17 protein-coding genes and 2 tRNA genes are annotated in these 21,824 nt (G+C 67.4%); 14 read left to right on the forward strand and 5 right to left on the reverse strand.

Features of this window, described 5'->3' with window-relative positions; translation table 11 throughout:
* Positions 1 to 39: 39 nt before the first annotated feature.
* The 4 genes from RHA1_RS31680 to gatB all read left to right on the forward strand — a co-directional run bounded on the left by RHA1_RS31680 (position 40) and on the right by gatB (position 4,590).
* Positions 40 to 1,236 carry a sensor histidine kinase gene (locus RHA1_RS31680; protein WP_011598368.1) on the forward strand — a complete coding sequence of 399 codons (1,197 nt, stop codon included), beginning with the start codon at positions 40 to 42 and terminating at the stop codon, positions 1,234 to 1,236.
* Positions 1,237 to 1,245: 9 nt separating this feature from the next.
* Positions 1,246 to 1,908, forward strand: coding sequence for a response regulator (locus RHA1_RS31685; protein ID WP_009479669.1), 663 nt, complete (start codon positions 1,246 to 1,248; stop codon positions 1,906 to 1,908).
* 96 nt (positions 1,909 to 2,004) lie between these two features.
* Complete coding sequence (locus RHA1_RS31690) at positions 2,005 to 3,036, forward strand: ATP-dependent 6-phosphofructokinase (protein WP_009479670.1); 1,032 nt, start codon at positions 2,005 to 2,007, stop codon at positions 3,034 to 3,036.
* Between the two features lie 42 nt (positions 3,037 to 3,078).
* Complete coding sequence (gatB, locus tag RHA1_RS31695; protein WP_009479671.1) at positions 3,079 to 4,590, forward strand: Asp-tRNA(Asn)/Glu-tRNA(Gln) amidotransferase subunit GatB; 1,512 nt, start codon at positions 3,079 to 3,081, stop codon at positions 4,588 to 4,590.
* Between the two features lie 75 nt (positions 4,591 to 4,665).
* On the opposite strand, the gene RHA1_RS31700 is transcribed toward gatB, so the two are convergent.
* On the reverse strand, positions 4,666 to 5,814 hold the full coding sequence (locus RHA1_RS31700; RefSeq protein ID WP_009479672.1) for a PQQ-dependent sugar dehydrogenase: 1,149 nt from the start codon (positions 5,812 to 5,814) through the stop codon (positions 4,666 to 4,668).
* 98 nt (positions 5,815 to 5,912) lie between these two features.
* Between RHA1_RS31700 and RHA1_RS31705 the strand changes: the two genes are divergently transcribed.
* Complete coding sequence (locus RHA1_RS31705) at positions 5,913 to 6,782, forward strand: DoxX family protein (RefSeq protein WP_029539447.1); 870 nt, start codon at positions 5,913 to 5,915, stop codon at positions 6,780 to 6,782.
* A 70-nt stretch (positions 6,783 to 6,852) separates the two neighbouring features.
* On the opposite strand, the gene RHA1_RS31710 is transcribed toward RHA1_RS31705, so the two are convergent.
* The 3 genes from RHA1_RS31710 to RHA1_RS31720 form a co-directional block, all read right to left on the reverse strand.
* Complete coding sequence (locus RHA1_RS31710) at positions 6,853 to 8,388, reverse strand: amino acid permease (protein ID WP_016883105.1); 1,536 nt, start codon at positions 8,386 to 8,388, stop codon at positions 6,853 to 6,855.
* 326 nt (positions 8,389 to 8,714) lie between these two features.
* Entirely contained in the window at positions 8,715 to 10,559 is a 1,845-nt protein-coding gene (ilvD, locus tag RHA1_RS31715; protein WP_005240376.1) for a dihydroxy-acid dehydratase, read from the reverse strand.
* 52 nt (positions 10,560 to 10,611) lie between these two features.
* Entirely contained in the window at positions 10,612 to 11,109 is a 498-nt protein-coding gene (locus tag RHA1_RS31720; RefSeq protein ID WP_016883104.1) for a PH domain-containing protein, read from the reverse strand.
* Between the two features lie 267 nt (positions 11,110 to 11,376).
* Between RHA1_RS31720 and RHA1_RS31725 the strand changes: the two genes are divergently transcribed.
* The 5 genes from RHA1_RS31725 to RHA1_RS31745 all read left to right on the forward strand — a co-directional run bounded on the left by RHA1_RS31725 (position 11,377) and on the right by RHA1_RS31745 (position 17,773).
* Positions 11,377 to 13,320: an acetolactate synthase large subunit gene (locus RHA1_RS31725; protein WP_011598373.1), complete on the forward strand. Its 1,944-nt coding sequence runs from the start codon at positions 11,377 to 11,379 to the stop codon at positions 13,318 to 13,320.
* Complete coding sequence (ilvN, locus tag RHA1_RS31730; protein ID WP_005240383.1) at positions 13,317 to 13,820, forward strand: acetolactate synthase small subunit; 504 nt, start codon at positions 13,317 to 13,319, stop codon at positions 13,818 to 13,820. The genes RHA1_RS31725 and ilvN overlap by 4 nt, the downstream gene beginning before the upstream one ends.
* A 37-nt stretch (positions 13,821 to 13,857) precedes the next feature.
* Positions 13,858 to 14,871 carry a ketol-acid reductoisomerase gene (gene ilvC / locus RHA1_RS31735; protein WP_009479677.1) on the forward strand — a complete coding sequence of 338 codons (1,014 nt, stop codon included), beginning with the start codon at positions 13,858 to 13,860 and terminating at the stop codon, positions 14,869 to 14,871.
* Positions 14,872 to 15,095: 224 nt separating this feature from the next.
* On the forward strand, positions 15,096 to 16,691 hold the full coding sequence (serA, locus tag RHA1_RS31740) for a phosphoglycerate dehydrogenase (RefSeq protein ID WP_011598374.1): 1,596 nt from the start codon (positions 15,096 to 15,098) through the stop codon (positions 16,689 to 16,691).
* A 71-nt stretch (positions 16,692 to 16,762) separates the two neighbouring features.
* Positions 16,763 to 17,773 carry a 3-isopropylmalate dehydrogenase gene (locus tag RHA1_RS31745; protein WP_011598375.1) on the forward strand — a complete coding sequence of 337 codons (1,011 nt, stop codon included), beginning with the start codon at positions 16,763 to 16,765 and terminating at the stop codon, positions 17,771 to 17,773.
* On the opposite strand, the gene RHA1_RS31750 is transcribed toward RHA1_RS31745, so the two are convergent.
* Positions 17,770 to 19,014, reverse strand: a complete 1,245-nt coding sequence (locus RHA1_RS31750; protein WP_011598376.1) for an MFS transporter — start codon at positions 19,012 to 19,014, stop codon at positions 17,770 to 17,772. The genes RHA1_RS31745 and RHA1_RS31750 overlap by 4 nt on opposite strands.
* A 115-nt stretch (positions 19,015 to 19,129) precedes the next feature.
* Between RHA1_RS31750 and RHA1_RS31755 the strand changes: the two genes are divergently transcribed.
* The 4 genes from RHA1_RS31755 (at position 19,130) to RHA1_RS31770 (ending at position 21,815) form a co-directional block, all read left to right on the forward strand.
* Positions 19,130 to 19,903 carry a fumarylacetoacetate hydrolase family protein gene (locus RHA1_RS31755; RefSeq protein ID WP_009479681.1) on the forward strand — a complete coding sequence of 258 codons (774 nt, stop codon included), beginning with the start codon at positions 19,130 to 19,132 and terminating at the stop codon, positions 19,901 to 19,903.
* A gap of 73 nt (positions 19,904 to 19,976) precedes the next feature.
* The gene (gltX, locus tag RHA1_RS31760) at positions 19,977 to 21,452 is read left to right on the forward strand and encodes a glutamate--tRNA ligase (protein ID WP_011598377.1); all 1,476 of its coding nucleotides are present in this window, start codon (positions 19,977 to 19,979) and stop codon (positions 21,450 to 21,452) included.
* Between the two features lie 142 nt (positions 21,453 to 21,594).
* Positions 21,595 to 21,666, forward strand: a tRNA-Gln gene (locus RHA1_RS31765).
* Between the two features lie 76 nt (positions 21,667 to 21,742).
* Positions 21,743 to 21,815: transfer RNA gene (locus tag RHA1_RS31770), tRNA-Glu, on the forward strand.
* The last annotated feature ends 9 nt before the right edge of the window (positions 21,816 to 21,824 follow it).

Consider the following 21,824-nt stretch of genomic DNA (forward strand, 5'->3'; position numbering starts at 1 on the left):
GGGCTACGCCGACATGGGCCCGGGGTATGAGGACACTCCGTGACCACGGTTTCTACTGTCGACAGTGTGAAGACGAAGACGCGTATCCGGAGAGCCGCCGAGGGTCAGTGGCTGAACGTGGCAATCGTCGTGGTCACCGCGATCCTGTTCGCCGTGGCGTGGCCGACGCTGCAGCTGACCCACCAGGTCAGTCCTGCCATCCAGCCGTTCGTGGCGGCGCTCGCGACGTTCCCGTTTCTGCTCATCCGGTCGAATCCGGCGCTGGCCTGGGCTATCTCCGCGATCTCGGCGCTGGTGATTCCGCGCGTCTTCGCACTGCAGGACGGCTACGACTACCCGTGGCAGGTGGTCCACATCCTCGTGATGCTCGCCCTGCTGGCCGCCGTCAGCATGCGGGCCGCGATTCCGGTCGTCGGCGTGGCATGGATCTCCACCGTCCTGCTGTTCCTCGCCGACACCCCGGGCACCAACGGCCGCGGGTGGGCGGTGGGTCTGACCGCGATCGTCGTCTTCGGCCTGCTGATCCGGTGGCTGGTGCTCTCTCGCAGGCAACTCGCACAGCAGGAGGAGCTGAGCGAGCTCGAGCGCACTCGCCGGACGATCCTCGAGGAGAAGGCGCGCATCGCCCGGGACCTGCACGACGTCGTCGCGCACCACATGTCGATGGTCGTGGTGCAGGCGCAGAGCGCGCCGTACCGCATCGCCGACATGTCCGACGAGACGCGGGCCGAGTTCGAATCGATCGGAGCCGCCGGCCGCGCCGCGCTGAACGAGGTGCGCGGACTGCTCGGAGTGCTGCGCAGTGACGGCCAGGTGGCCGAGCACGCACCCCAGCCCGGGGTTCAACAGATCAGCGAGCTGCTCGAGGGCAGCCGCAGGGCCGGCATTCCAGTCTCCTGGCATGTCGACGGCGACCCGACGCTCGTGTCGGAGTCGGTCGGGCTCGTGATGTACCGCATTCTGCAGGAATCCCTCGCCAACACGGCCCGCCACGCGGCGGGCGCCGCGGTGGAGGTGACGATCGCGTACGAGTCGCCGATCGCGTCGGTGTCGATCGTGAACGGCCCGCCGAGGCGGAGTCTCGTCTCCGCCCTGACCAGGCACGAGTCGACCGGCGGCAACGGCATCATCGGTATGCGTGAGCGTGCGCAGGCAGTCGGGGGCATACTCACCACCCTCTTGCACGACAACGGCGGATTCGAGGTCCACGCCGAGTTCCCGGTCGCCTCCGCCTAGGCTGGCTGGGTGGCCATCACCGTGTTCATCGCCGACGACCAGGCTATGGTCCGGCAGGGCTTCGGAGCCCTGCTCGCCTCACAGCCCGACATCAGTGTCATCGGTGACGCTCCGGACGGGGTCGTGGCGGTGAGCGAGGTCCGTCGTCTGCGACCCGACGTGGTCCTGATGGACGTCCGTATGCCGGAGATGAACGGACTCGACGCGGCCCGCATCATCCTGTCGGCCGGTTTCGACCCGCCGGTGCGCGTGCTCATGCTCACCACGTTCGACGTCGACGACTACGTGTACGAGGCGCTGAGCATCGGGGCCAGCGGCTTCATGCTCAAGGACGCGCCCGCGGAGGAACTCATCCGTGCGGTGCGGGTGGTCGCGGACGGCGAGGCACTGCTCGCGCCGACCGTCACCCGGCGTCTCATCGCCGACGTGACCAGCCGCCGCAGCACGGCGCGCCGAAAACCGGCCGCGCTGTCGGCGCTGACGCCCCGCGAACGCGAGGTGCTCGAACTCATCGCCCGCGGCATGTCCAACACCGAGATCGCGGAGCGCCTGTTCGTTGCCGAGCAGACCGTCAAGACGCACGTCGGCAAGGTGCTGTCGAAACTGGATCTGCGCGACCGCGCTCAGGCAGTGGTCCTGGCGTACGAGAGCGGTCTCGTCACACCCGGGTGAGTGAACCGGCCGGTCCGAGGTGCTCGAACACGGTTCGAGCGGCAAGATGTGTAATGAGAACCACCATCACCACACGAGACGACGAGGGGTGCTTGGATGCGGATCGGAATGCTCACCGGAGGCGGCGACTGCCCCGGACTGAATGCGGTGATCAGGGCGGTGGTTCGGACCGCCGCCGGCCGATACGGCAGCTCGGTGGTGGGATTCCGTGACGGCTGGCGCGGCCTGCTCGAGGATCGCAAGGTCGTGCTGTCCAACGACGACCGGATCGATCGCATCCTCACCCGGGGCGGCACCATCCTCGGCACCGCGCGGGTCAACCCGGACAAGTTGAAGGCCGGTCTCGACCAGATCCGGCAGACTCTCGACGACAACGGGATCGACGCGCTCATCCCGATCGGCGGGGAGGGCACGCTCACGGCCGCGAGCTGGCTCGCCGAGAGCGGGGTGCCCGTGATCGGGGTTCCGAAGACGATCGACAACGACATCGACTGCACCGACGTGACGTTCGGTTTCGATACCGCGCTGTCCATCGCGACCGATGCGATCGACCGGCTGCACACCACCGCCGAATCCCACCAGCGGGTGATGCTCGTCGAGGTGATGGGCCGGCACGCGGGCTGGATCGCGTTGCACTCGGGGCTCGCGACCGGTGCGCATCTCACTCTCGTTCCCGAGGTCCCGTTCGACGTCGGCGAAGTCTGCTCCCTCGTGAAGAAACGTTTCCAGCGCGGCGATTCGCATTTCATCTGCGTCGTCGCGGAAGGCGCCACTCCGACTCCGGAGTCGATGAGTCTGCGGGAGGGCGGTATCGACGAGTTCGGCCACAAACGATTTACCGGTGTCGCACAGCAGCTGGGCGACGAGATCGTCCGCCGCATCGGCAAGGAGGTGCGGACGACGGTGCTCGGGCACGTGCAGCGGGGCGGAACCCCGACGCCGTACGACCGGGTGCTCGCCACCCGCTTCGGGGTGCACGCCACCGACGCCGTCCACCGCGGCGACTTCGGCAACATGGTGGCCCTGCACGGCACGTCGATCGACCTCGTGCCCCTCGAGGAGGCGACCCGGCGCCTCAAGACGGTGCCGAGGGAGCGGTACGAGGAGGCGGCCGCATTTTTCGGTTGACCGCGTTTTTCGGCGAACGCCCGGACGCATAAACTCTGGGGCATGACTGCTGTCGATGCTCCGGACCTCCTCGACTACGACGATGTGCTCGCCAAGTACGAGCCTGTTCTCGGCATGGAGGTGCACGTCGAGCTCGGCACCGAAACGAAGATGTTCTGCCCGTGCCCCACCGAGTTCGGCGCCGAGCCGAACACGCAGGTGTGCCCGGTGTGCCTCGGCCTGCCCGGGTCGCTGCCCGTCGTGAACGAGGCGGCGGTCGAGTCCGCGATCCGGATCGGGCTCGCACTGAACTGTTCCATCACGCCGTGGGGCCGGTTCGCGCGGAAGAACTACTTCTACCCCGATCAGCCGAAGAACTACCAGATCTCCCAGTACGACGAGCCGATCGCCACCGACGGCCACCTCGACGTCGTTCTCGACGACGGCACCACGTGGCGCGTGGAGATCGAGCGCGCGCACATGGAAGAGGACACCGGAAAGTCGCTGCACGTCGGCGGCGCGACCGGGCGCATCCACGGTGCCAGCCACTCGCTGCTCGACTACAACCGTGCCGGGGTCCCGCTGGTCGAGATCGTCACCAAGACCATCAGCGGTGCCGGTGCCCGCGCCCCCGAGGTGGCCCGCGCGTACGTCACCGCGCTCCGCGACCTGCTGAAGTCGCTGAACGTGTCCGATGTTCGCATGGACCAGGGTTCGATGCGCTGCGACGCCAACGTGTCGCTGATGCCGATCGGGGCGACCGAACTCGGCACCCGCACCGAGACGAAGAACGTCAACTCCCTCAAGAGCGTCGAGGTGGCGGTCCGGTACGAGATGCGCCGCCAGGCAGCTGTGCTGGAGGCCGGCGGTGAGGTGATCCAGGAGACCCGGCACTTCCAGGAGGCCGATGGGACCACGTCGCCGGGCCGCCGTAAGGAGACCGCCGAGGACTACCGCTACTTCCCGGAGCCCGATCTCGAGCCGGTCGCGCCCAGCGCGGAATGGATCGAGGAACTGCGTGGCACCCTGCCGGAGCTGCCGTGGGTCCGCCGTGCCCGGATCCAGGCCGACTGGGGCGTCTCCGACGAGGTCATGCGCGACCTCGTCAACGCCGGCGCCCTCGACCTCGTCATCGCCACCGTCGAGGCCGGCGCCTCCCCGGAGGCCGCGCGGTCCTGGTGGGTGTCATACCTGGCGCAGCAGGCCAACACCCGCGGGGTGGAACTCGCCGAGCTGCCGATCACCCCGGCTCAGGTCGCGCAGGTCGTCGCGCTGATCGACAGCGGGAAGCTCAACAACAAGGTGGCCCGCCAGGTGGTCGACCACGTCCTCGAGGGTGAGGGCGACCCCGAGCAGGTCGTCGCGAACCACCCCGAGCTCGTCGTCGAACGCGACGACACGAAGCTGAAGGCGGCTGTCGAGGAGGCTCTGGCCGCGAACCCCGACATCGCCGAGAAGATTCGTGGCGGCAAGGTCGCGGCCGCGGGCAAGATCGTCGGCGACGTGATGAAGGCCACGCGTGGTCAGGCCGACCCGGCCCGTGTCAAGGAGCTGGTCATCGAGGCCTGCGGCTGAATCCCTCCTGCACCGACGGGACGCTCGTTCGGTTGAACCGAACGAGCGTCCCGTTCGTTTCGACGGGGCGGGCGGTCAGTCGAATCCGCCGCCACCGGAGGGCAGGGGCATCTTGATCACACGGTCGTCGTTGGGTCCGGGCTGACCGGCCGTCTTGTTGACGGTGCTCACCCAGATGAGACCGTCGGGTCCGAGCGCGGCGCCGCCGAGTTGGCCGTACCGGTCCTGGACGATGACACCGGGGGCGGTGGTCACGGCCCCCGTGCCGGGGTCGGCAGCGAGTGCGGACATGGCCTTCGCGGTGCTCAGTGACACCGCCACGACGTCACCGGCGGCGACGCAGCCGCCGACGCCGGGGCGCTCCGGCCACGTCCACACCGGCGACGACACGGCTCCGTCGGCGCTGACCCGCAGCAGCCGATCCTCCAGCGGGGTATGATCGGTGACCCACACGGCCACCCCGGGGTCGACGCACACCCCACCGGCGGTCCCGATGCCCGACAGCACGACCTGAGGGCGCGGCTGCGCCGGCGTCGGTGCGGGCGACAGGGCGGTGACCTTCAGCAGTTTCCCGGCGAGGGACGCCGGATCGGCGGCCGCGGCGGCGTTGCCCGCGTTGCCGGTCAGGACCATCAGTTCGTCGCCCGAGAATTCGAGCGATCCCGCATTGCCCGCGTCGCCGCGCGGGATCCCGCCGAGAACCTCCTTGGCGGAGTCACCCGGTGCGATCCGCACCACCCGGTTGTCGGTCGGGGTGGTGACGTAGGCGTAGATGAGGTTGTCCTCGACGAAACTCGGCGACAGCGCGATGTCGAGGAGTCCGCCGTCGGTGCTGCCGTCGACGTCGACGTGCGCGATCTCCTTGGGGGTTTGGCCCTGGGCGACCTGCAGGATGCGTCCGGTCCGGCGCTCGGCGACGAGGGCGGTGGCCCCGTCGGGGAGGACGACGAGTCCGCCGGTGGTGTCGAGGCAGGTGGCGATCACGCTGGGGTCCGGATCCTGGCACGGTCCCAGCGGACCGCTCGGTGGCGGGGTGGTCGTCGTGGACGGCGGCGGGTTCTCCGGTTCCACCTCGGCGCCCGAGGCACCGGTCGGCTCGGGTGTGAACGGGGAGGACGCGGAGTCGTCGAATTTCGCGCATCCGGCGGCGAGGACCGCCGTCACGCACAGTGCGGACATCGCCATCTTGCGGGACGCCGTGCGGCGCCGCCCACCCACCATCATGATGGAGACGTTACGGAAGAGTGCGAGGTCGCCGCCACGCCGGTTCCGCCTACCAGCGATGTCCGGCCGGTCGACCTAGGCTTGACGGTGTGACTGACATGCGGAAAGACCCCAGCGAGTCGTCGGACCAGGGTGCTGCGGACCAGAGCGCCTCACCCGGCTACGGCAAGGTCTCGAGCCCTTACGACCTTCCCACCGAGCGCTTTCCGTCGGCCACGCCGACGTCCGGTTCCGCGGGGCAGCGTCTGCCGCACACCGATGACGAACTCGACTACGGCGATGCGCGCGGCGGGGGTCTCCCCACCGAGCAGATCCCCGCGTACCGGCAGTCGGCGGCGTCCGACATGTCGGACCAGCCGACCCAGGTGATCGGCGCGGGTTCCGGCGCGTCCCTCGGGGCGACGGCGGGTGATCCGTCGACCGACCGGATCGGCGAGGGCGACGTGAAGATCGGCCGCGGCACCCTGGACCTCGGACTGCTGGCCCTGCGACTCGCGGTCGGCGGAACGGCGCTCGTGCACGGTCTGCAGAAGCTGACGGGGATGTGGAACGGTCCGGGACTCGACGGGTTCGAAGAGGTGCTCGTGAACTCGGGGTTCCAGCAGGCGAAACTGCTCGCGATTCTGGGTGCCATCGGTGAGGTCGCGGGCGGTGCACTGCTGATCCTCGGCCTCGTCACCCCGCTGGCCGCGGCCTCGGTGCTGGCCGTGATGATCAATGCGTGGGCGTTCCGGCAGATCGCGGAACCGGGGCTCGAGTACTTCGCGCCCGCAGGCACCGAGTACGAGACGCTGCTGGGTGTGTGCGCCGGCGTGATCATTCTCACCGGGCCAGGACGCATCTCGCTCGACGGTCGCCGGGGCTGGGCGACGCGCCCGTTCATCGGGTCGTTCGCGGCGCTGATCCTGGGCGTCGCCGCCGGTGTCTGCGTGTGGATCTTCCTGAACGGTGCCAACCCGCTCATCTGAGCGTCTTTTCCTTACACGGCTGCGCCGCACCCCCGGATCGGGAGTGCGGCGCAGTCGTTTTCGTTCGGGATCAGCGTTGGGCGAGTTCCGGGATGTTCTCCTCCTCGGGCGGGCCCGCCTGGGCGGCGAGCTTCTGTCCGAGGACCGACTTGCGCCGGCCGTAGGCGAGGTAGACGACGACGCCGAGGGCCATCCAGACGAGGAACCGGATCCAGGTCTCGACCGACAGGTTCAGCATCAGCCATCCGCAGGCCAGGACGGCGAGGATGGGGACGAGCGGGACCAGCGGAACGCGGAATCCGCGGGGGAGGTCGGGACGCGTGCGGCGAAGGATGATGACGCCGATGCAGACGAGGACGAACGCGAAGAGGGTGCCGATGTTCACCATCTCCTCGAGCGTGCCCATCGGGAAGAAGGCGGCGAGGAGTGCGACCACGGCGCCGACGAACAGGGTGATGCGGACCGGGCTGCCGTTCTTGCCGGTCTTGGCGAGACCGCGGGGCACGAGTCCGTCGCGGGACATGGCGAACAGGACACGGGTCTGGCCGAGCATCATCACCATCACGACGGTGGTGAGTCCCGCGAGCCCGCCGAAGTTGATCGCGGTCTGGGCCCAGGTGATGCCGTGTGCCTCGAACGCGGTCGCGAGGGTGGCGCTGCTGTCGCCGACGAGCGGGCTACCGGTCTTGAGGTCGGTGTACTTCACCATGCCGGTGAGCACGAGGGTGACGGCGACGTAGAGCACGGTGACGATGGCGAGCGAGCCGAGAATGCCGCGGGGGAGCGCCTTCTGCGGGTTCTTGGTCTCTTCGGCGGTGGTGGCGACGACGTCGAATCCGATGAAGGCGAAGAAGACGAGGCTCGCTGCGGCGAGGAGGCCGTACCAGCCGTAGCTGCTGCCGTCGGCTCCGGAGAGGAAGGAGAAGAGGGTCTGGTGCACACCCTGCGCGGCGCTCTCGTTGCTCTCGGCGGGCGGGATGTACGGGGCGTAGTTCTCCTTCTTGATGTAGAAGACGCCGACGGCGATGACGAGGAGGACGACGGCGATCTTGATTGCCGTGATGACGGCGGACACGCGCGAGGACACCTTGGTCCCGATGGCGAGCACGATCGTGATGCCGCCGACGATGATCAGCGAGCCCCAGTCGAAGTCGACGGGACCGAGATGGGCTGTGGTGGATCCGCTGAACCCGAGGACGTTGCCCAGATACAGCGACCAGCCCTTGGAGACGACGGCCGCTGCGAGGGCGAATTCGAGGATGAGGTCCCAGCCGATGATCCAGGCGACGAACTCGCCGAAGGTGGCGTAGGAAAACGTGTACGCACTGCCCGCGACGGGGACGGTGGATGCGAACTCGGCGTAGCAGAGGGCGGCCAGGCCGCACGCGATGGCGGCGAGGACGAAGGCGAGCGAGATGGACGGCCCGGCGACGTTGCCTGCAGTCCGGGCGGTGAGCGTGAAGATGCCGGCGCCGATCACGACGGCGACACCGAAGACGGTGAGGTCCTTCGCGGTGAGTTCCCTCCGCAGCCGGGTGTCGGGTTCGTCGGTGTCCGCTATCGATTGCTCAACGGATTTCGTTCGCCAAATGCCGACTCCTGGCATGTGTCGCTCCTTGGTTGTGTTCCCGATGGCCTCGTGGGCCGGAGATGTTCCGGTGGTGCTGCCGATTGTGATGTAGGTCTCAACGGCCAACTGAGGGAACCACTACTGAGCGCCGTGTGCAAGAAGCGCGGGCTCAACTGATCAATTCGATCAGTAGAACCTGTTCTTGGGTGTCGTCGCCTGAGCGAGTTGATCACCCGTGAGCGCGGTCACATCCGCGGCGGAATTCTGTCGTCGCACCGACGACGGAAGCCGGGTGCCGCGGCAGGAAGCTCCTGCTGCGGCACCCGGCTTCGTGTCTGTTCGGTGCGCCCGGTACGAGTGCGTCAGGGGACCTGACGGACCGCGCCCTTGTCTGCGGACGTGGCCAGCGCGGCGTACGCCCGCAGGGCGGTGGTGACGGTGCGTTCGCGGTTCACCGGCTGCCACGGACGCTCGGACGACTCCATCTTCGCCCGGCGCTCGGCGAGCACCGCGTCGTCGACGAGGAGCTTCAGCGTGCGGGTCGCGATGTCGATGAGGATTTGGTCGCCGTCCTCCACCAGGCCGATGGCGCCGCCGCTGGCGGCCTCGGGGGAGATGTGGCCGATGGACAGTCCCGAGGAACCGCCGGAGAATCGGCCGTCGGTGATCAGCGCACACTTCTTTCCGAGGCCGGAGCCCTTGAGGAATGCGGTGGGGTGCAGCATCTCCTGCATGCCCGGTCCGCCTGCAGGACCCTCGTAACGCACGACTAGGACCTCGCCGGGCTGGATCTTCTTCCCGAGGATCACCGACACCGCCTCTTCCTGAGACTCCACGACGCGCGCGGGTCCCTGGAAGTGGAACAGGTCTTCGTCGATGCCCGCCGTCTTGATGACGGCGCCGTCGACGGCGATGTTTCCGCGCAGCACGGCCAGGCCGCCTTCGACCGTGTGCTTGTGCTCGAAGTCGCGGATGCAGCCGTTGGCGGCGTCCGTGTCGAGCGACGACCAGCGGTTGTTCGTCGAGAACGGTTCGGTGGTGCGGACACCGCCGGGTGCGGCGTGGAAGAGTTCGACTGCCTCGTCGGATGCCTTGCCGGACCGGATGTCCCACGTGTCGAGCCACTCGTCGAAGCTCTCGGTGTGCACGGTCGAGACGTCGCTCTCGAGCAGGCCGGCCCGGCGGAGTTCGCCGAGGATGGCGGGGATTCCGCCCGCCCGGTGCACGTCCTCCATGTGGTAGTCCGAGTTGGGGGAGACCTTCGACAGGCACGGCACCTTGCGGCTGATCTCGTCGATCTTGTCGAGGTCGAAGTCGTAGACCTCACCCTCCTGCGCGGCCGCGAGGGTGTGCAGGACCGTGTTGGTGGAACCGCCCATTGCGACGTCCAGTGCCATCGCGTTGCGGAATGCGGCGGGCGTCGCGATGTTACGGGGGAGGACGGAGTCGTCCTCGTCCCGGTAGTACCGCAGGGCGGCTTCGACGACGGTGGTGCCCGCGCGGGTGAACAGCGCGCGACGGGCCTCGTGGGTGGCCAGCGTGGAACCGTTGCCCGGCAACGCCAGACCGAGCGCCTCGGTGAGGCAGTTCATGGAGTTCGCGGTGAACATGCCCGAGCACGACCCGCACGTCGGGCAGGCGCTGCGCTCGACCTCGGACAGACCTTCCTCGTCGACCTCGTCGTTGGCGCTCGCCGAGATCGCCGTGATGAGGTCGGTCGGTGCCTGGGCGACACCGTTCACCACCACCGCCTTGCCGGCCTCCATCGGGCCGCCCGACACGAACACGGTCGGAACGTTCAAACGCAATGCGGCATTGAGCATTCCGGGAGTGATCTTGTCGCAGTTGGAGATGCAGACGAGTGCGTCGGCGGTGTGCGCGTTGACCATGTACTCGACGGAGTCGGCGATGATCTCGCGGCTGGGAAGGGAATACAGCATGCCGCCGTGTCCCATCGCGATGCCGTCGTCGACGGCGATCGTGTGGAACTCGCGAGGTACACCACCGGCGGCGCGGACGGCGTCGGCGACGATGTCGCCGACGTTCTTCAGGTGGACGTGCCCGGGAACGAACTGCGTGTACGAGTTCGCGATCGCGACGATCGGCTTCCCGAAGTCGGAGTCGGTCATTCCGGTGGCGCGCCACAGTGCGCGGGCGCCTGCGGCATTTCGTCCTGCGGTGGTGGTTCGGGACCTCAGCGGGGGCATGAGCGTATTCCTTAGTCAGCGTACGGAAGTACTGACAAACGCTACTCGCGCACTATTCCCCGTCTGTGTCCGGCCGGTTCTTCACCGGCTGCCCGCCGTTCGATCCCGCATCGGCGTGGTGGGCTGCTTCGTCCGCCGCGGCGGCTGCCGCGTAAGGGTCGGTGATGCGGCCGCCGCTCGCCTCGGCGATGTCGGGAAGCCGGTCGAACGTGACGACGGGAAGGGTCACCTCGCCCCCGTCCGTCAGCGTCGCCCGGGCCCAGCCGCGCTTGGGGAAGCGGAATCCCGTGATCTCGGACCACGCCAGCGAGCGGCCGCCGAACAGCCGGCGCACTTCGAGTCCATCGGGCGTGACGGTGGTGCGCACCCGCGCGACCCAGGCCACCGCGACGATCGGGGCGATCACGAGCCAGCCGAAGGCGGCGGGCCAGCCGAAGATGGGGAACGACACGGCGAACAGGAGGAAGGCGCATCCCAGATAGGCCAGGGGAGAAATCCGGATGACCTGCTTGGGCGGGTTCGTGGTGTGGGATGATGATTCTGGTGGCACGGGCTGCTGCGGAGTTGACACCTCTACATCTTCGCACCGCAGCCGATGTATCTCATATTCTGGGACGGCCGACTCACCAAGTTGACTGTTCACTATTAGCGCGCCTACCGTCGAGCGCGTGAAACAGAATGAGTTGCTCGTAATCGGCCGGCGCGTCGTCGCCTGAGTCGATTCCTTCAACTCGCCAGATAACGACGCGCCACCCTCGTACAGCATCAGCTGACGGGGGTTTTTTGTTGCCCGGAGCCAGAATCAGAGGATTTCCCAGTGAGCGCACCAACCGCACGGCCTCAACCCACGCCGCGCAAGTCGGGGGCAGCAAGCCCGACGACCGCGGCCGCCGCGACTCAGACCGGTAGCCGCCGCCAACTCGCCCCCGAGCGGGTCAGCGGCGCCCAGTCCGTGGTCCGAGCCCTCGAGGAGCTCGAGGTCGACACGGTATTCGGCATTCCGGGTGGTGCCGTTCTGCCTGTCTACGACCCGCTCTTCGACTCGAAGAAGGTCCGGCACGTGCTCGTCCGTCACGAGCAGGGCGCAGGCCACGCCGCCACCGGGTACGCCCAGGCGACCGGCAAGGTCGGCGTCTGTATGGCGACGTCCGGTCCCGGTGCGACCAACCTCGTGACGCCGCTCGCCGACGCGCAGATGGACTCCGTTCCGGTCGTGGCCATCACCGGCCAGGTCGGCCGCAGTCTCATCGGCACGGACGCGTTCCAGGAAGCCGACATCTCCGGCATCACGATGCCGATCACCAAGCACAACTTCCTCATCACCGACGGCGTCGACATCCCCCGGATCATCGCGGAGGCCTTCTACCTCGCCTCCAGCGGTCGTCCCGGCGCGGTGCTCGTCGACATCCCGAAGGACGTCCTCCAGGCGCAGACCACGTTCTCGTGGCCGCCGGAGATGCGGCTGCCCGGATACCGTCCCGTCACCAAGCCGCACGGCAAGCAGGTCCGCGAGGCGGCCCGCCTGATCGCCGACGCGAAGCACCCGGTGCTGTACGTCGGTGGCGGCGTCATCAAGTCGGAATCGTCTCCGGAACTGCTCGAACTGGCCGAGCTCACTGGCATTCCGGTGGTCACCACCCTCATGGCGCGCGGCGCGTTCCCGGACAGCCACACGCTGAACTGCGGCATGCCCGGCATGCACGGCACGGTCGCGGCGGTGGCGGCACTGCAGCGCAGCGACCTGCTGATCACGCTCGGTGCGCGCTTCGACGACCGCGTCACCGGTCAGCTCGATTCGTTCGCCCCCGATGCCAAGGTCATCCACGCCGACATCGACCCGGCGGAGATCGGCAAGAACCGGTACGCGGACGTCCCGATCGTCGGCGACTGCAAAGAGGTCATCGTCGAACTGATCGAGGCGATCAAGGCCGACCTGGCCACGGGAACCACGCTGGACCTCACCGAGTGGTGGGCGTACCTCGACGGAATCCGTCGCACGTACCCGCTCAGCTACGACCGTCCCTCCGACGGGGCGCTGTCCCCGGAGTACGTGATCCAGGCGGTCGGCAAGCTCGCCGGTCCCGACGCGATCTACTGCGCCGGCGTCGGACAGCACCAGATGTGGGCGGCGCAGTTCGTCAACTACGAAAAGCCGCGCACCTGGCTGAACTCCGGCGGTCTCGGCACGATGGGCTACGCCGTTCCCGCCGCGATGGGCGCCAAGATGGGCATGCCCGACACCGAGGTGTGGGCCATCGACGGTGACGGCTGCTTCCAGATGACCAATCAGGAACTCGCCACCTGCGCGCTCGAGGGCATCCCGATCAAGGTTGCGCTCATCAACAACGGCAACCTCGGCATGGTGCGCCAGTGGCAGACGCTGTTCTACGACGAGCGCTACTCCAACACCAACCTCGGCACGCATGGCGCAATCCGCATCCCCGACTTCGTCAAGCTGGCGGAGGCGTTGGGCTGCCACGGCATTCGCGTCGAGCGCGAAGAAGACGTCGAGGCGGCGATCCGTGAGGCGCAGGCCATCAACGACAAGCCGGTGGTGATCGACTTCATCGTCGGCGCCGACGCCCAGGTGTGGCCGATGGTCGCTGCGGGCACGAGCAACGACGAGATCATGGCGGCGCGGGGCATCCGTCCGCTGTTCGACGACGACGAGGCGGCCGCCGAGCCGGCCGTCATTCACGAGGCCATGGAGCGCGAGCAGCGTTCGGGCACGGCCGCAGCGGCCGGGGAGGAAGATCAGTGAGCACCAGCCACACCCTCAGTGTTCTCGTCGAGGACAAGCCGGGCGTGCTGGCCAGGGTGGCCGCGCTGTTCTCGCGTCGTGGGTTCAACATCGAGTCGCTCGCCGTCGGTGGCACCGAGCTTCCCGAGATCTCCCGCATGACCATCGTCGTGACCGTCGACGAGTTCCCGCTCGAGCAGGTGACCAAGCAGCTCAACAAGCTCATCAACGTCATCAAGATCGTCGAGCAGGACGGTGAGGCCTCCGTCGCCCGCGAGCTGGTGCTCATCAAGGTGCGAGCCGACGCCAGCGTGCGCACGCAGGTGATCGAGACGGTGAATCTGTTCCGCGCCAAGGTGATCGACGTCTCCCCGGAGTCGGTCACGATCGAGGCGACTGGGACGCGATCCAAGCTGGATGCGCTGCTGCGGATGCTCGATCCGTACGGTATCCGGGAGATCGTGCAGTCCGGGGTCGTGGCCGTGGGACGGGGGCCGAAGTCCATCACGGCCACTCGCTAGTACTTTAGATACGCAAATCCAAGAAAGAGGTTGAACTGTGGCAGTCGAGATGTTCTACGACGACGATGCCGATCTGTCGATCATCCAGGGCCGTAAGGTCGCTGTGATCGGTTACGGAAGCCAGGGCCACGCGCACTCGCTGAGCCTGCGCGACTCGGGCGTCGATGTGCGTATCGGCCTCAAGGAAGGCTCGAAGTCCCGCGCGAAGGCCGAGGAGCAGGGCCTGACCGTCGGTACCCCCGCCGAGGTCTCCGAGTGGGCCGACGTGATCATGGTGCTCGCACCCGACACCGCGCAGGCGTCGATCTTCACCAATGACATCGAGCCCAACCTGAAGGACGGCGACGCGCTGTTCTTCGGACACGGCCTCAACATCCACTTCGACCTGATCAAGGCTCCGGAGTTCGTCACCGTCGGCATGGTCGCCCCCAAGGGCCCCGGCCACCTGGTGCGTCGTCAGTTCGTCGACGGCAAGGGTGTTCCCGCGCTCATCGCGATCGACCAGGACCCGAAGGGTGAGGGCCAGGCCCTCGCGCTGTCCTACGCCAAGGGCATCGGCGGCACCCGCGCCGGCGTCATCAAGACCACGTTCAAGGAAGAGACCGAGACGGACCTCTTCGGCGAGCAGGCCGTGCTCTGTGGCGGCACCGAGGAACTGGTCAAGACCGGTTTCGAGGTCATGGTCGAGGCCGGCTACGCGCCCGAGATGGCGTACTTCGAGGTGCTGCACGAGCTCAAGCTCATCGTCGACCTCATGTACGAGGGTGGCATCGCCCGCATGAACTACTCGGTGTCCGACACCGCGGAGTTCGGTGGCTACCTCTCCGGCCCGCGCGTCATCGACGCCGGCACCAAGGAGCGGATGAAGGCGATCCTGGCCGACATCCAGTCGGGTGAGTTCACCCGCCGCCTCGTCGCCAACGTCGAGAACGGCAACACCGAGCTCGAGGGCCTGCGCAAGGCCAACGCCGAGCACCCGATCGAGGTCACCGGCAAGAAGCTGCGCGACCTGATGAGCTGGGTCGACCGGCCGATCACCGAAACCGCCTAGGTTTCACTGCTTTTCTGTTCCACCGAACCACCGGCCCGATGCCGCATCGGTCTCGTCAGAGGCCCCCGATGTGACATTGGGCCGGTGTTGTTTCGTGTCCGATTCCGTTGTTGCAGGCGTCCACTATGTGGTATTGCAGACCAGGATGCGGTTTCCCTGTCAGGGCGGACTAAGCTGTGTGTGGTTAAAACACCCCCACACCCACCTATTCAGGGAGTTTGCACGTGAGCCAGCCAGGCCGTCCTGTAGTTCTGATCGCCGACAAGCTCGCGCCGTCCACCGTCGAGGCATTGGGCGACGGTGTGGAGGTGCGATGGGTCGACGGACCTGATCGCCCGGCCCTGCTCGCGGCGGTGCCCGAGGCCGACGCGATCCTCGTCCGTTCCGCCACCACCGTGGACGCCGAGGTCCTGGCGGCCGGTACCAAGCTCAAGATCGTCGCCCGGGCCGGCGTCGGCCTCGACAACGTCGACGTGGCCGCCGCCACCGAGCGTGGTGTCATGGTCGTCAACGCGCCGACCTCCAACATCCACACGGCAGCCGAGCACGCCGTCGCACTGATGCTCGCCACCGCGCGCCAGATCCCCGCGGCCGACGCCACCCTGCGCGACCGTGAATGGAAGCGCAGCAAGTTCAACGGTGTCGAGATCTTCGGCAAGACCGTCGGCGTCGTCGGCCTCGGCCGCATCGGCCAGCTGTTCGCGCAGCGGCTCGCCGCGTTCGAGACGCACGTCATCGCGTACGACCCCTACGTGTCGGCCGCCCGTGCCGCGCAGCTCGGCATCGAGCTCGTCACCCTCGACGAACTGCTCGAGCGGGCCGACCTCATCTCTGTGCACCTCCCCAAGACTCCCGAGACCAAGGGACTGCTCGGCACGGAGAACCTGGCGAAGACCAAGAAGGGCGTCGTCATCGTCAACGCCGCCCGTGGCGGTCTGATCGACGAGGCAGCGCTGGCCGAGGCCATCAAGTCGGGTCACGTGCGCGCCGCGGGCCTCGACGTGTTCGAGACCGAGCCCTGCACCGACAGCCCGTTGTTCGACCTGCCCGAGGTCGTCGTGACGCCGCACCTCGGTGCCTCCACGACCGAGGCTCAGGACCGCGCCGGAACCGACGTCGCGAAGTCCGTACTGCTCGCTCTCGCAGGCGATTTCGTTCCCGACGCCGTCAACGTGTCGGGTGGCGCCGTGGGCGAGGAAGTTGCCCCGTGGCTCGAGATCGTCCGCAAGCAGGGTGTGCTCATCGGGGCCCTGTCGGGTGAACTGCCCGTCAACCTCTCGGTCGACGTACGCGGCGAGCTGGCCTCCGAGGACGTCGAGGTGCTCGCGCTCTCGGCTCTGCGCGGTGTGTTCTCCGCCGTCATCGAGGACGCGGTCACGTTCGTCAATGCTCCCGCACTCGCGGAAGAGCGCGGCGTCACGGCCGAGGTCACCAAAGCCGCCGAAAGCCCCAACCACCGCAGCGTGGTGGACCTGCGCGCCGTGTTCGGCGACGGCAGCGTCATCAACGTCTCGGGCACGCTGACCGGCCCGCAGCAGGTCGAGAAGATCGTCAACATCAACGGCCGCAACTTCGAACTGCGCGCCGAGGGTCTCAACCTGGTGGTGAACTACACCGATCAGCCCGGCGCGCTGGGCAAGATCGGCACGCAGCTCGGCAACGCCGGCATCGACATCCAGGCTGCGCAGCTCAGCCAGGACGCCGAGGGCGAGGGCGCGACCATCCTCCTCCGCGTCGACCGGGAGGTGCCGAGCGAGGTGCGGGACGCGATCTCCACCGCCGTCGGCGCCACCAAGATCGAGCTCGTCAACCTGGCCTAATCCCCACTGTGCGCGTGTCACGACCCCCGTTGTCGTGGCACGCGCACAGCTCTATGTGAAGTGAGGCGTTCATGAAGCTTGCGGTCATTCCGGGTGACGGCATCGGTGTCGAGGTCACGGCCGAGGCACTGAAGGTGCTGCGGAAGCTCGTACCCGATCTCCAGACCACCGAGTACGACCTCGGTGCCCGTCGATACAACGCCACCGGGGAACTGCTCCCGGATGCCGATCTCGCGGCGATCCGCGAGCACGACGCGATTCTGCTGGGCGCCATCGGCGACCCGTCGGTGACCCCGGGTGTGCTCGAGCGGGGGCTGCTGCTGAACATGCGATTCGCGTTGGATCATCACGTGAATCTGCGTCCGTCGCAGCTCTATCCGGGGTCGAAGTCGCCGCTCGCGGCGCAGCCGGACATCGACTTCGTGGTCGTGCGCGAGGGCACCGAGGGTCCGTACACCGGCAACGGTGGCGCGATTCGCGTCGGCACCCCGCACGAGATCGCGACCGAGGTGTCGATCAACACGTGGTTCGGTGCCGAGCGGGTGGTGCGGTACGCGTTCGCGCTCGCGCAGACCCGGCGTAAGCACGTCACCCTGATCCACAAGACGAACGTCCTCTCCAACGCCGGTGCGATCTGGACGCGTGCCGTGGAGACGGTGTCGGCCGAATACCCGGACGTGGAGACGGCGTACTGCCACATCGACGCGGCCACCATCTACATGGTCACCGATCCGTCGCGATTCGACGTGATCGTCACGGACAACCTGTTCGGCGACATCATCACCGACCTCGCGGGTGCGGTCACGGGAGGCATCGGACTGGCGGCGTCGGGGAACATCGACGCGTCGGGGACGAACCCGTCGATGTTCGAGCCGGTGCACGGCAGCGCCCCGGACATCGCCGGCCAGGGGATCGCGGATCCCACGGCGGCCATCCTGTCCGCGGCGCTGCTGCTGCGTCACCTCGGCCGGGACGGCGATGCCGCGCGCATCGAAGCTGCCGTCGAGGCCGATCTGGCGTCCCGCGGCGACTCGAAGGTCGTCACGTCGGAGGTCGGCGACCGGATCGCCGCCGCCCTCTAGGACCGCGATTCGATCTTGTCTCCCTCGATCCCTGTGGCCCGGTCTTCGGACCGGGCCACAGGGATCAGTGGTATCGAGGCTGCCGGAAATGCCGCAGCTATGGCGAAAGTCACCGGGAAACCGACGATTCCGATCAGTGCGCCGAACACCGGGGGAACGATCGAGGCCGCGACGAACTGACCGGTGTTCTGGACACCGAGCGCGCGTCCGCCCCAGAACGGGCCCGCGATCTCGGCGACGGCGGTGAAGGCGAGGCCGTTCGGTGCCACCGTCGCGACCGACGCCGCGAGCAGCGCCACGATCGCCACCGGTGTATCCATCGCATCCGTCACGGCGAGCGCCACCATGGACACTCCGCCGGCGAGGGCGACCCAGCGAAGCGGACGCATACGACTGCCCACCACGTCGGACCAGAAACCGACTCCCATCCGGCCGAACGCGCCGAGGATCTGGGCGAACGTCACGATCAGGCCTGCCGCCGTTGCTTCCCAATGCCTTTCGGAGATCAGCCACACGAGCGCGTAGGTCCACACCGTGTACTGGGGCACGACGAGCAGCACCGAGACGGCGTGGATGCGCCACAGTGTGCTGCTGTCGCGATACGGATTCGCGAGCATGCCGAGATCCGCCGCGGCGCTTCGGCTCGGCCTGGGCGGATCGACAACCCAGAGTGCACAGGCCAGCGCGGCGGTCGCGCACAGGATGGCGGGCAGCGCGAGCGCCCATCCGATGCCGTGGTCGTGTGCGACCGAGGGCAGCGTCAGCGCAGCGCAGGCAATGCCGAGCGGCAGCGACATCTGCCGGATACCCATCGCCAGTCCGCGGCGCTCGGGCGGGAACCATCCGACGACGACGCGTCCGCTCGCGGCATTCGCCGAGGCGGCCGCCATGCCGCCGAGCAGCAGGAAGGCCGCGGTGGCCGTGAGTGATCCGGACAGGGCCGCGCCGATTCCCGCAGCCGCCGTGGCCGCCATCCCGGCGGCCAGCACTCGGCGTTCGCCGTAGCGATCGGCGAGGGCGCCCCACGCGATCAGCGTCAGCATGACTCCGAGGGTGGGTGCGGCGACGAGGAGTCCGGTGCGGGCGAGGCTGAGCCCGTGATTCTCCTGGAGTTCGGGGATCAGGAAGGCGACGCCGTTGACGAAGACCGCCTGTGCGGCCTGGGCGAACATCCCGAGGGTGAGCATCCACCATCTGCGGGCAGTTCCGACGGCGGACGGCGTGTCGATCGATGCAGTCATGTTATCTCAATATCTAGGATTGCAGTCTCATATATTGGGGAGCATACGGAGTCTATACCCAGCGTCCCTCGGCGTCCCGGCACGGCGCTGAACCCGGGCCGATAGACTCGGCGCCATGCGTCTTGGTCGAGTGGCAAGTCCCGATGGTGTTGCGTTCGTCAGTATCGAGGGGGACGAGGAGTCCCGGATCGCGAAGGAGATCGCCGAGCACCCGTTCGGCACCCCCACTTTCACCGGCCGGAGTTGGCCGCTCGCCGACGTGCGACTGCTGGCACCGATCCTCGCCAGCAAGGTCGTCGCGATCGGAAAGAACTACGCCGCCCACGCCGCCGAGATGGGGGGAGAGGCGCCGGCCGATCCTGTGATCTTCCTCAAGCCCAACACCTCGATCGTGGGCCCCGACGCCGCAATCGTCCTGCCGAAGTCCTCCAATGAAGTTCACTACGAAGGAGAACTCGCGGTCGTCATCGGGCGCCCCTGCAAGGATGTGCCCGCAGCCAAGGCCCTCGACGTGGTGCTCGGGTACACCGCCGCCAACGACGTGACGGCCCGTGACCACCAGCGCCACGACGGGCAGTGGACGAGAGCGAAGGGCCACGACACGTTCTGCCCACTGGGACCGTGGATCGAGACCCAGCTCGACGCGTCCGACGTCGACATCACCACCGAGGTGGACGGAGTGGTGAAGCAGCGGAGCAACACTTCGCTTCTGCTGCACGACATTCCGAAGATCATCGAATGGGTGTCGGCCGTCATGACGCTGCTCCCGGGCGACGTCATTCTCACGGGTACCCCGGAAGGCGTCGGTCCGATCGTGGACGGCCAGAGCGTGAGCGTGACCATCGGTGGCATCGGCACCCTCACCAATCCGGTGACCGCCAAGCGCTGACGGCTCTCGTGTCGACATCGGGAGCGGACTAGCCTGTAGGAGTCCGTTTTCCCAGCGTCGACCCAAGTGAGCCATGACCACAAGCGAAGTTCGCGTCCGTTTCTGCCCGTCGCCCACCGGAACCCCGCATGTGGGGCTCGTCCGAACCGCCCTGTTCAACTGGGCGTTCGCCCGTCACAACGGTGGGTCGTTCGTGTTCCGCATCGAGGACACCGATGCTGCCCGTGACAGCGAGGAGTCGTACCAGGCGATCCTGGACGCGCTGCGCTGGCTCGGATTGAACTGGGACGAGGGCCCCGAGGTCGGGGGACCGTACGAGCCCTACCGTCAGTCCCAGCGACGGGACCTGCATCTGGACGTCGTCGCGAAACTGCTCGCGGCGGGCGAGGCGTACGAGTCGTTCTCGACGCCCGAGGAGGTCGAGGAGCGGCACAAGGCGGCCGGCCGCGATCCCAAGCTCGGCTACGACAACTTCGATCGTGATCTGACGCCGGATCAGCGACAGGCGTTCCTCGACGAGGGCCGCAAGCCCGTGGTCCGGCTGCGGATGCCGGACCACGACCTGACGTGGGACGACCTCGTGCGCGGCGAGACGACGTTCAAGGCCGGAACCGTTCCCGACTTCGCCCTCACCCGCGGCAACGGGATTCCGCTGTACACGTTGGTCAACCCGGTCGACGACGCGTTGATGAAGATCACACACGTGCTGCGCGGCGAGGACCTGCTGTCGTCGACGCCGCGGCAGCTCGCCCTCTACGAGGCGATGCAGCGGATCGGCGTGGCCGATTTCACTCCGAGGTTCGGGCATCTGCCGTTCGTCATGGGGCAGGGCAACAAGAAACTGTCCAAGCGCGATCCCGAGTCGAACCTCTTCATCCATCGAGACCGCGGTTTCGTTCCGGAGGGATTGTTGAATTACCTGGCGCTGCTGGGCTGGGGCATTTCCGACGACCACGACGTGTTCTCGCTGGACGAGATGGTCGCCGCCTTCGATATCTCCAAGGTCAATTCCAATCCGGCCCGGTTCGACCAGAAAAAGGCCGACGCGATCAACGCCGAGCACATCCGGCTGCTCGAGCCCGCTGATTTCGCCGCGCGCCTGCGCGCGTTCCTGACGCTCCACGGTCATCTCGGGGAGACCGTGGACGAGTCCGTCTTCGCGACCGCCGCCGAACTGGTCCAGACGCGCATCGTGGTCCTGTCCGACGCCTGGGATCTGCTGAAGTTCCTGTTCGTCGACGAGGCCGACTTCGCGATCGACCCGGCCGCCGCTGCCAAGAACCTGGGCGCCGACTCCGCACCGGTTCTCGACGCCGCCCTCGCGTCGCTGGACGCAGTCGAGGCATGGGATGCGGCCTCACTGGAAGAGGCCCTCAAGACCGCTCTCGTGGACGAACTGGGCCTCAAGCCACGTAAGGCGTTCGCGCCGGTTCGTGTGGCCGTGACGGGCTCGCACATCAGCCCGCCGCTCTACGAATCGATGGAACTGCTCGGACGCGACGTGTCGCTGTCCCGGCTGCGCTCTGCGCGGGCCGGCGTCGCCGGCTAGGACGCCGCTCTCGGGCCGAAAAGGGTGTAAAAACAGCCTCTGACCAGACGATTTGGTAAATCCCGGCAGTAGGCTGGTAATCTCTTCTTCGGCCCGAGGCGGGCCGCAGAGCCCAGAAGCTCAGCGGTTCGAGAACGGCCATTGGGGTATGGTGTAATTGGCAACACAGCGGTTTCTGGTACCGCCATTCTAGGTTCGAGTCCTGGTACCCCAGCGGAAGTTCGGCCGATTTTGACTCCGAACTTCTGGAAGCTATGCTTGCTGAGCTTCCAAAGCAAGACAAAGTTCCTGGCCCCGTCGTCTAGCGGCCTAGGACGCCGCCCTCTCAAGGCGGTAGCGCGGGTTCGAATCCCGTCGGGGCTACAAAAAGAA

The organism is Rhodococcus jostii RHA1 (genome assembly GCF_000014565.1).
GTDB lineage: Bacteria > Actinomycetota > Actinomycetes > Mycobacteriales > Mycobacteriaceae > Rhodococcus_F > Rhodococcus_F jostii_A.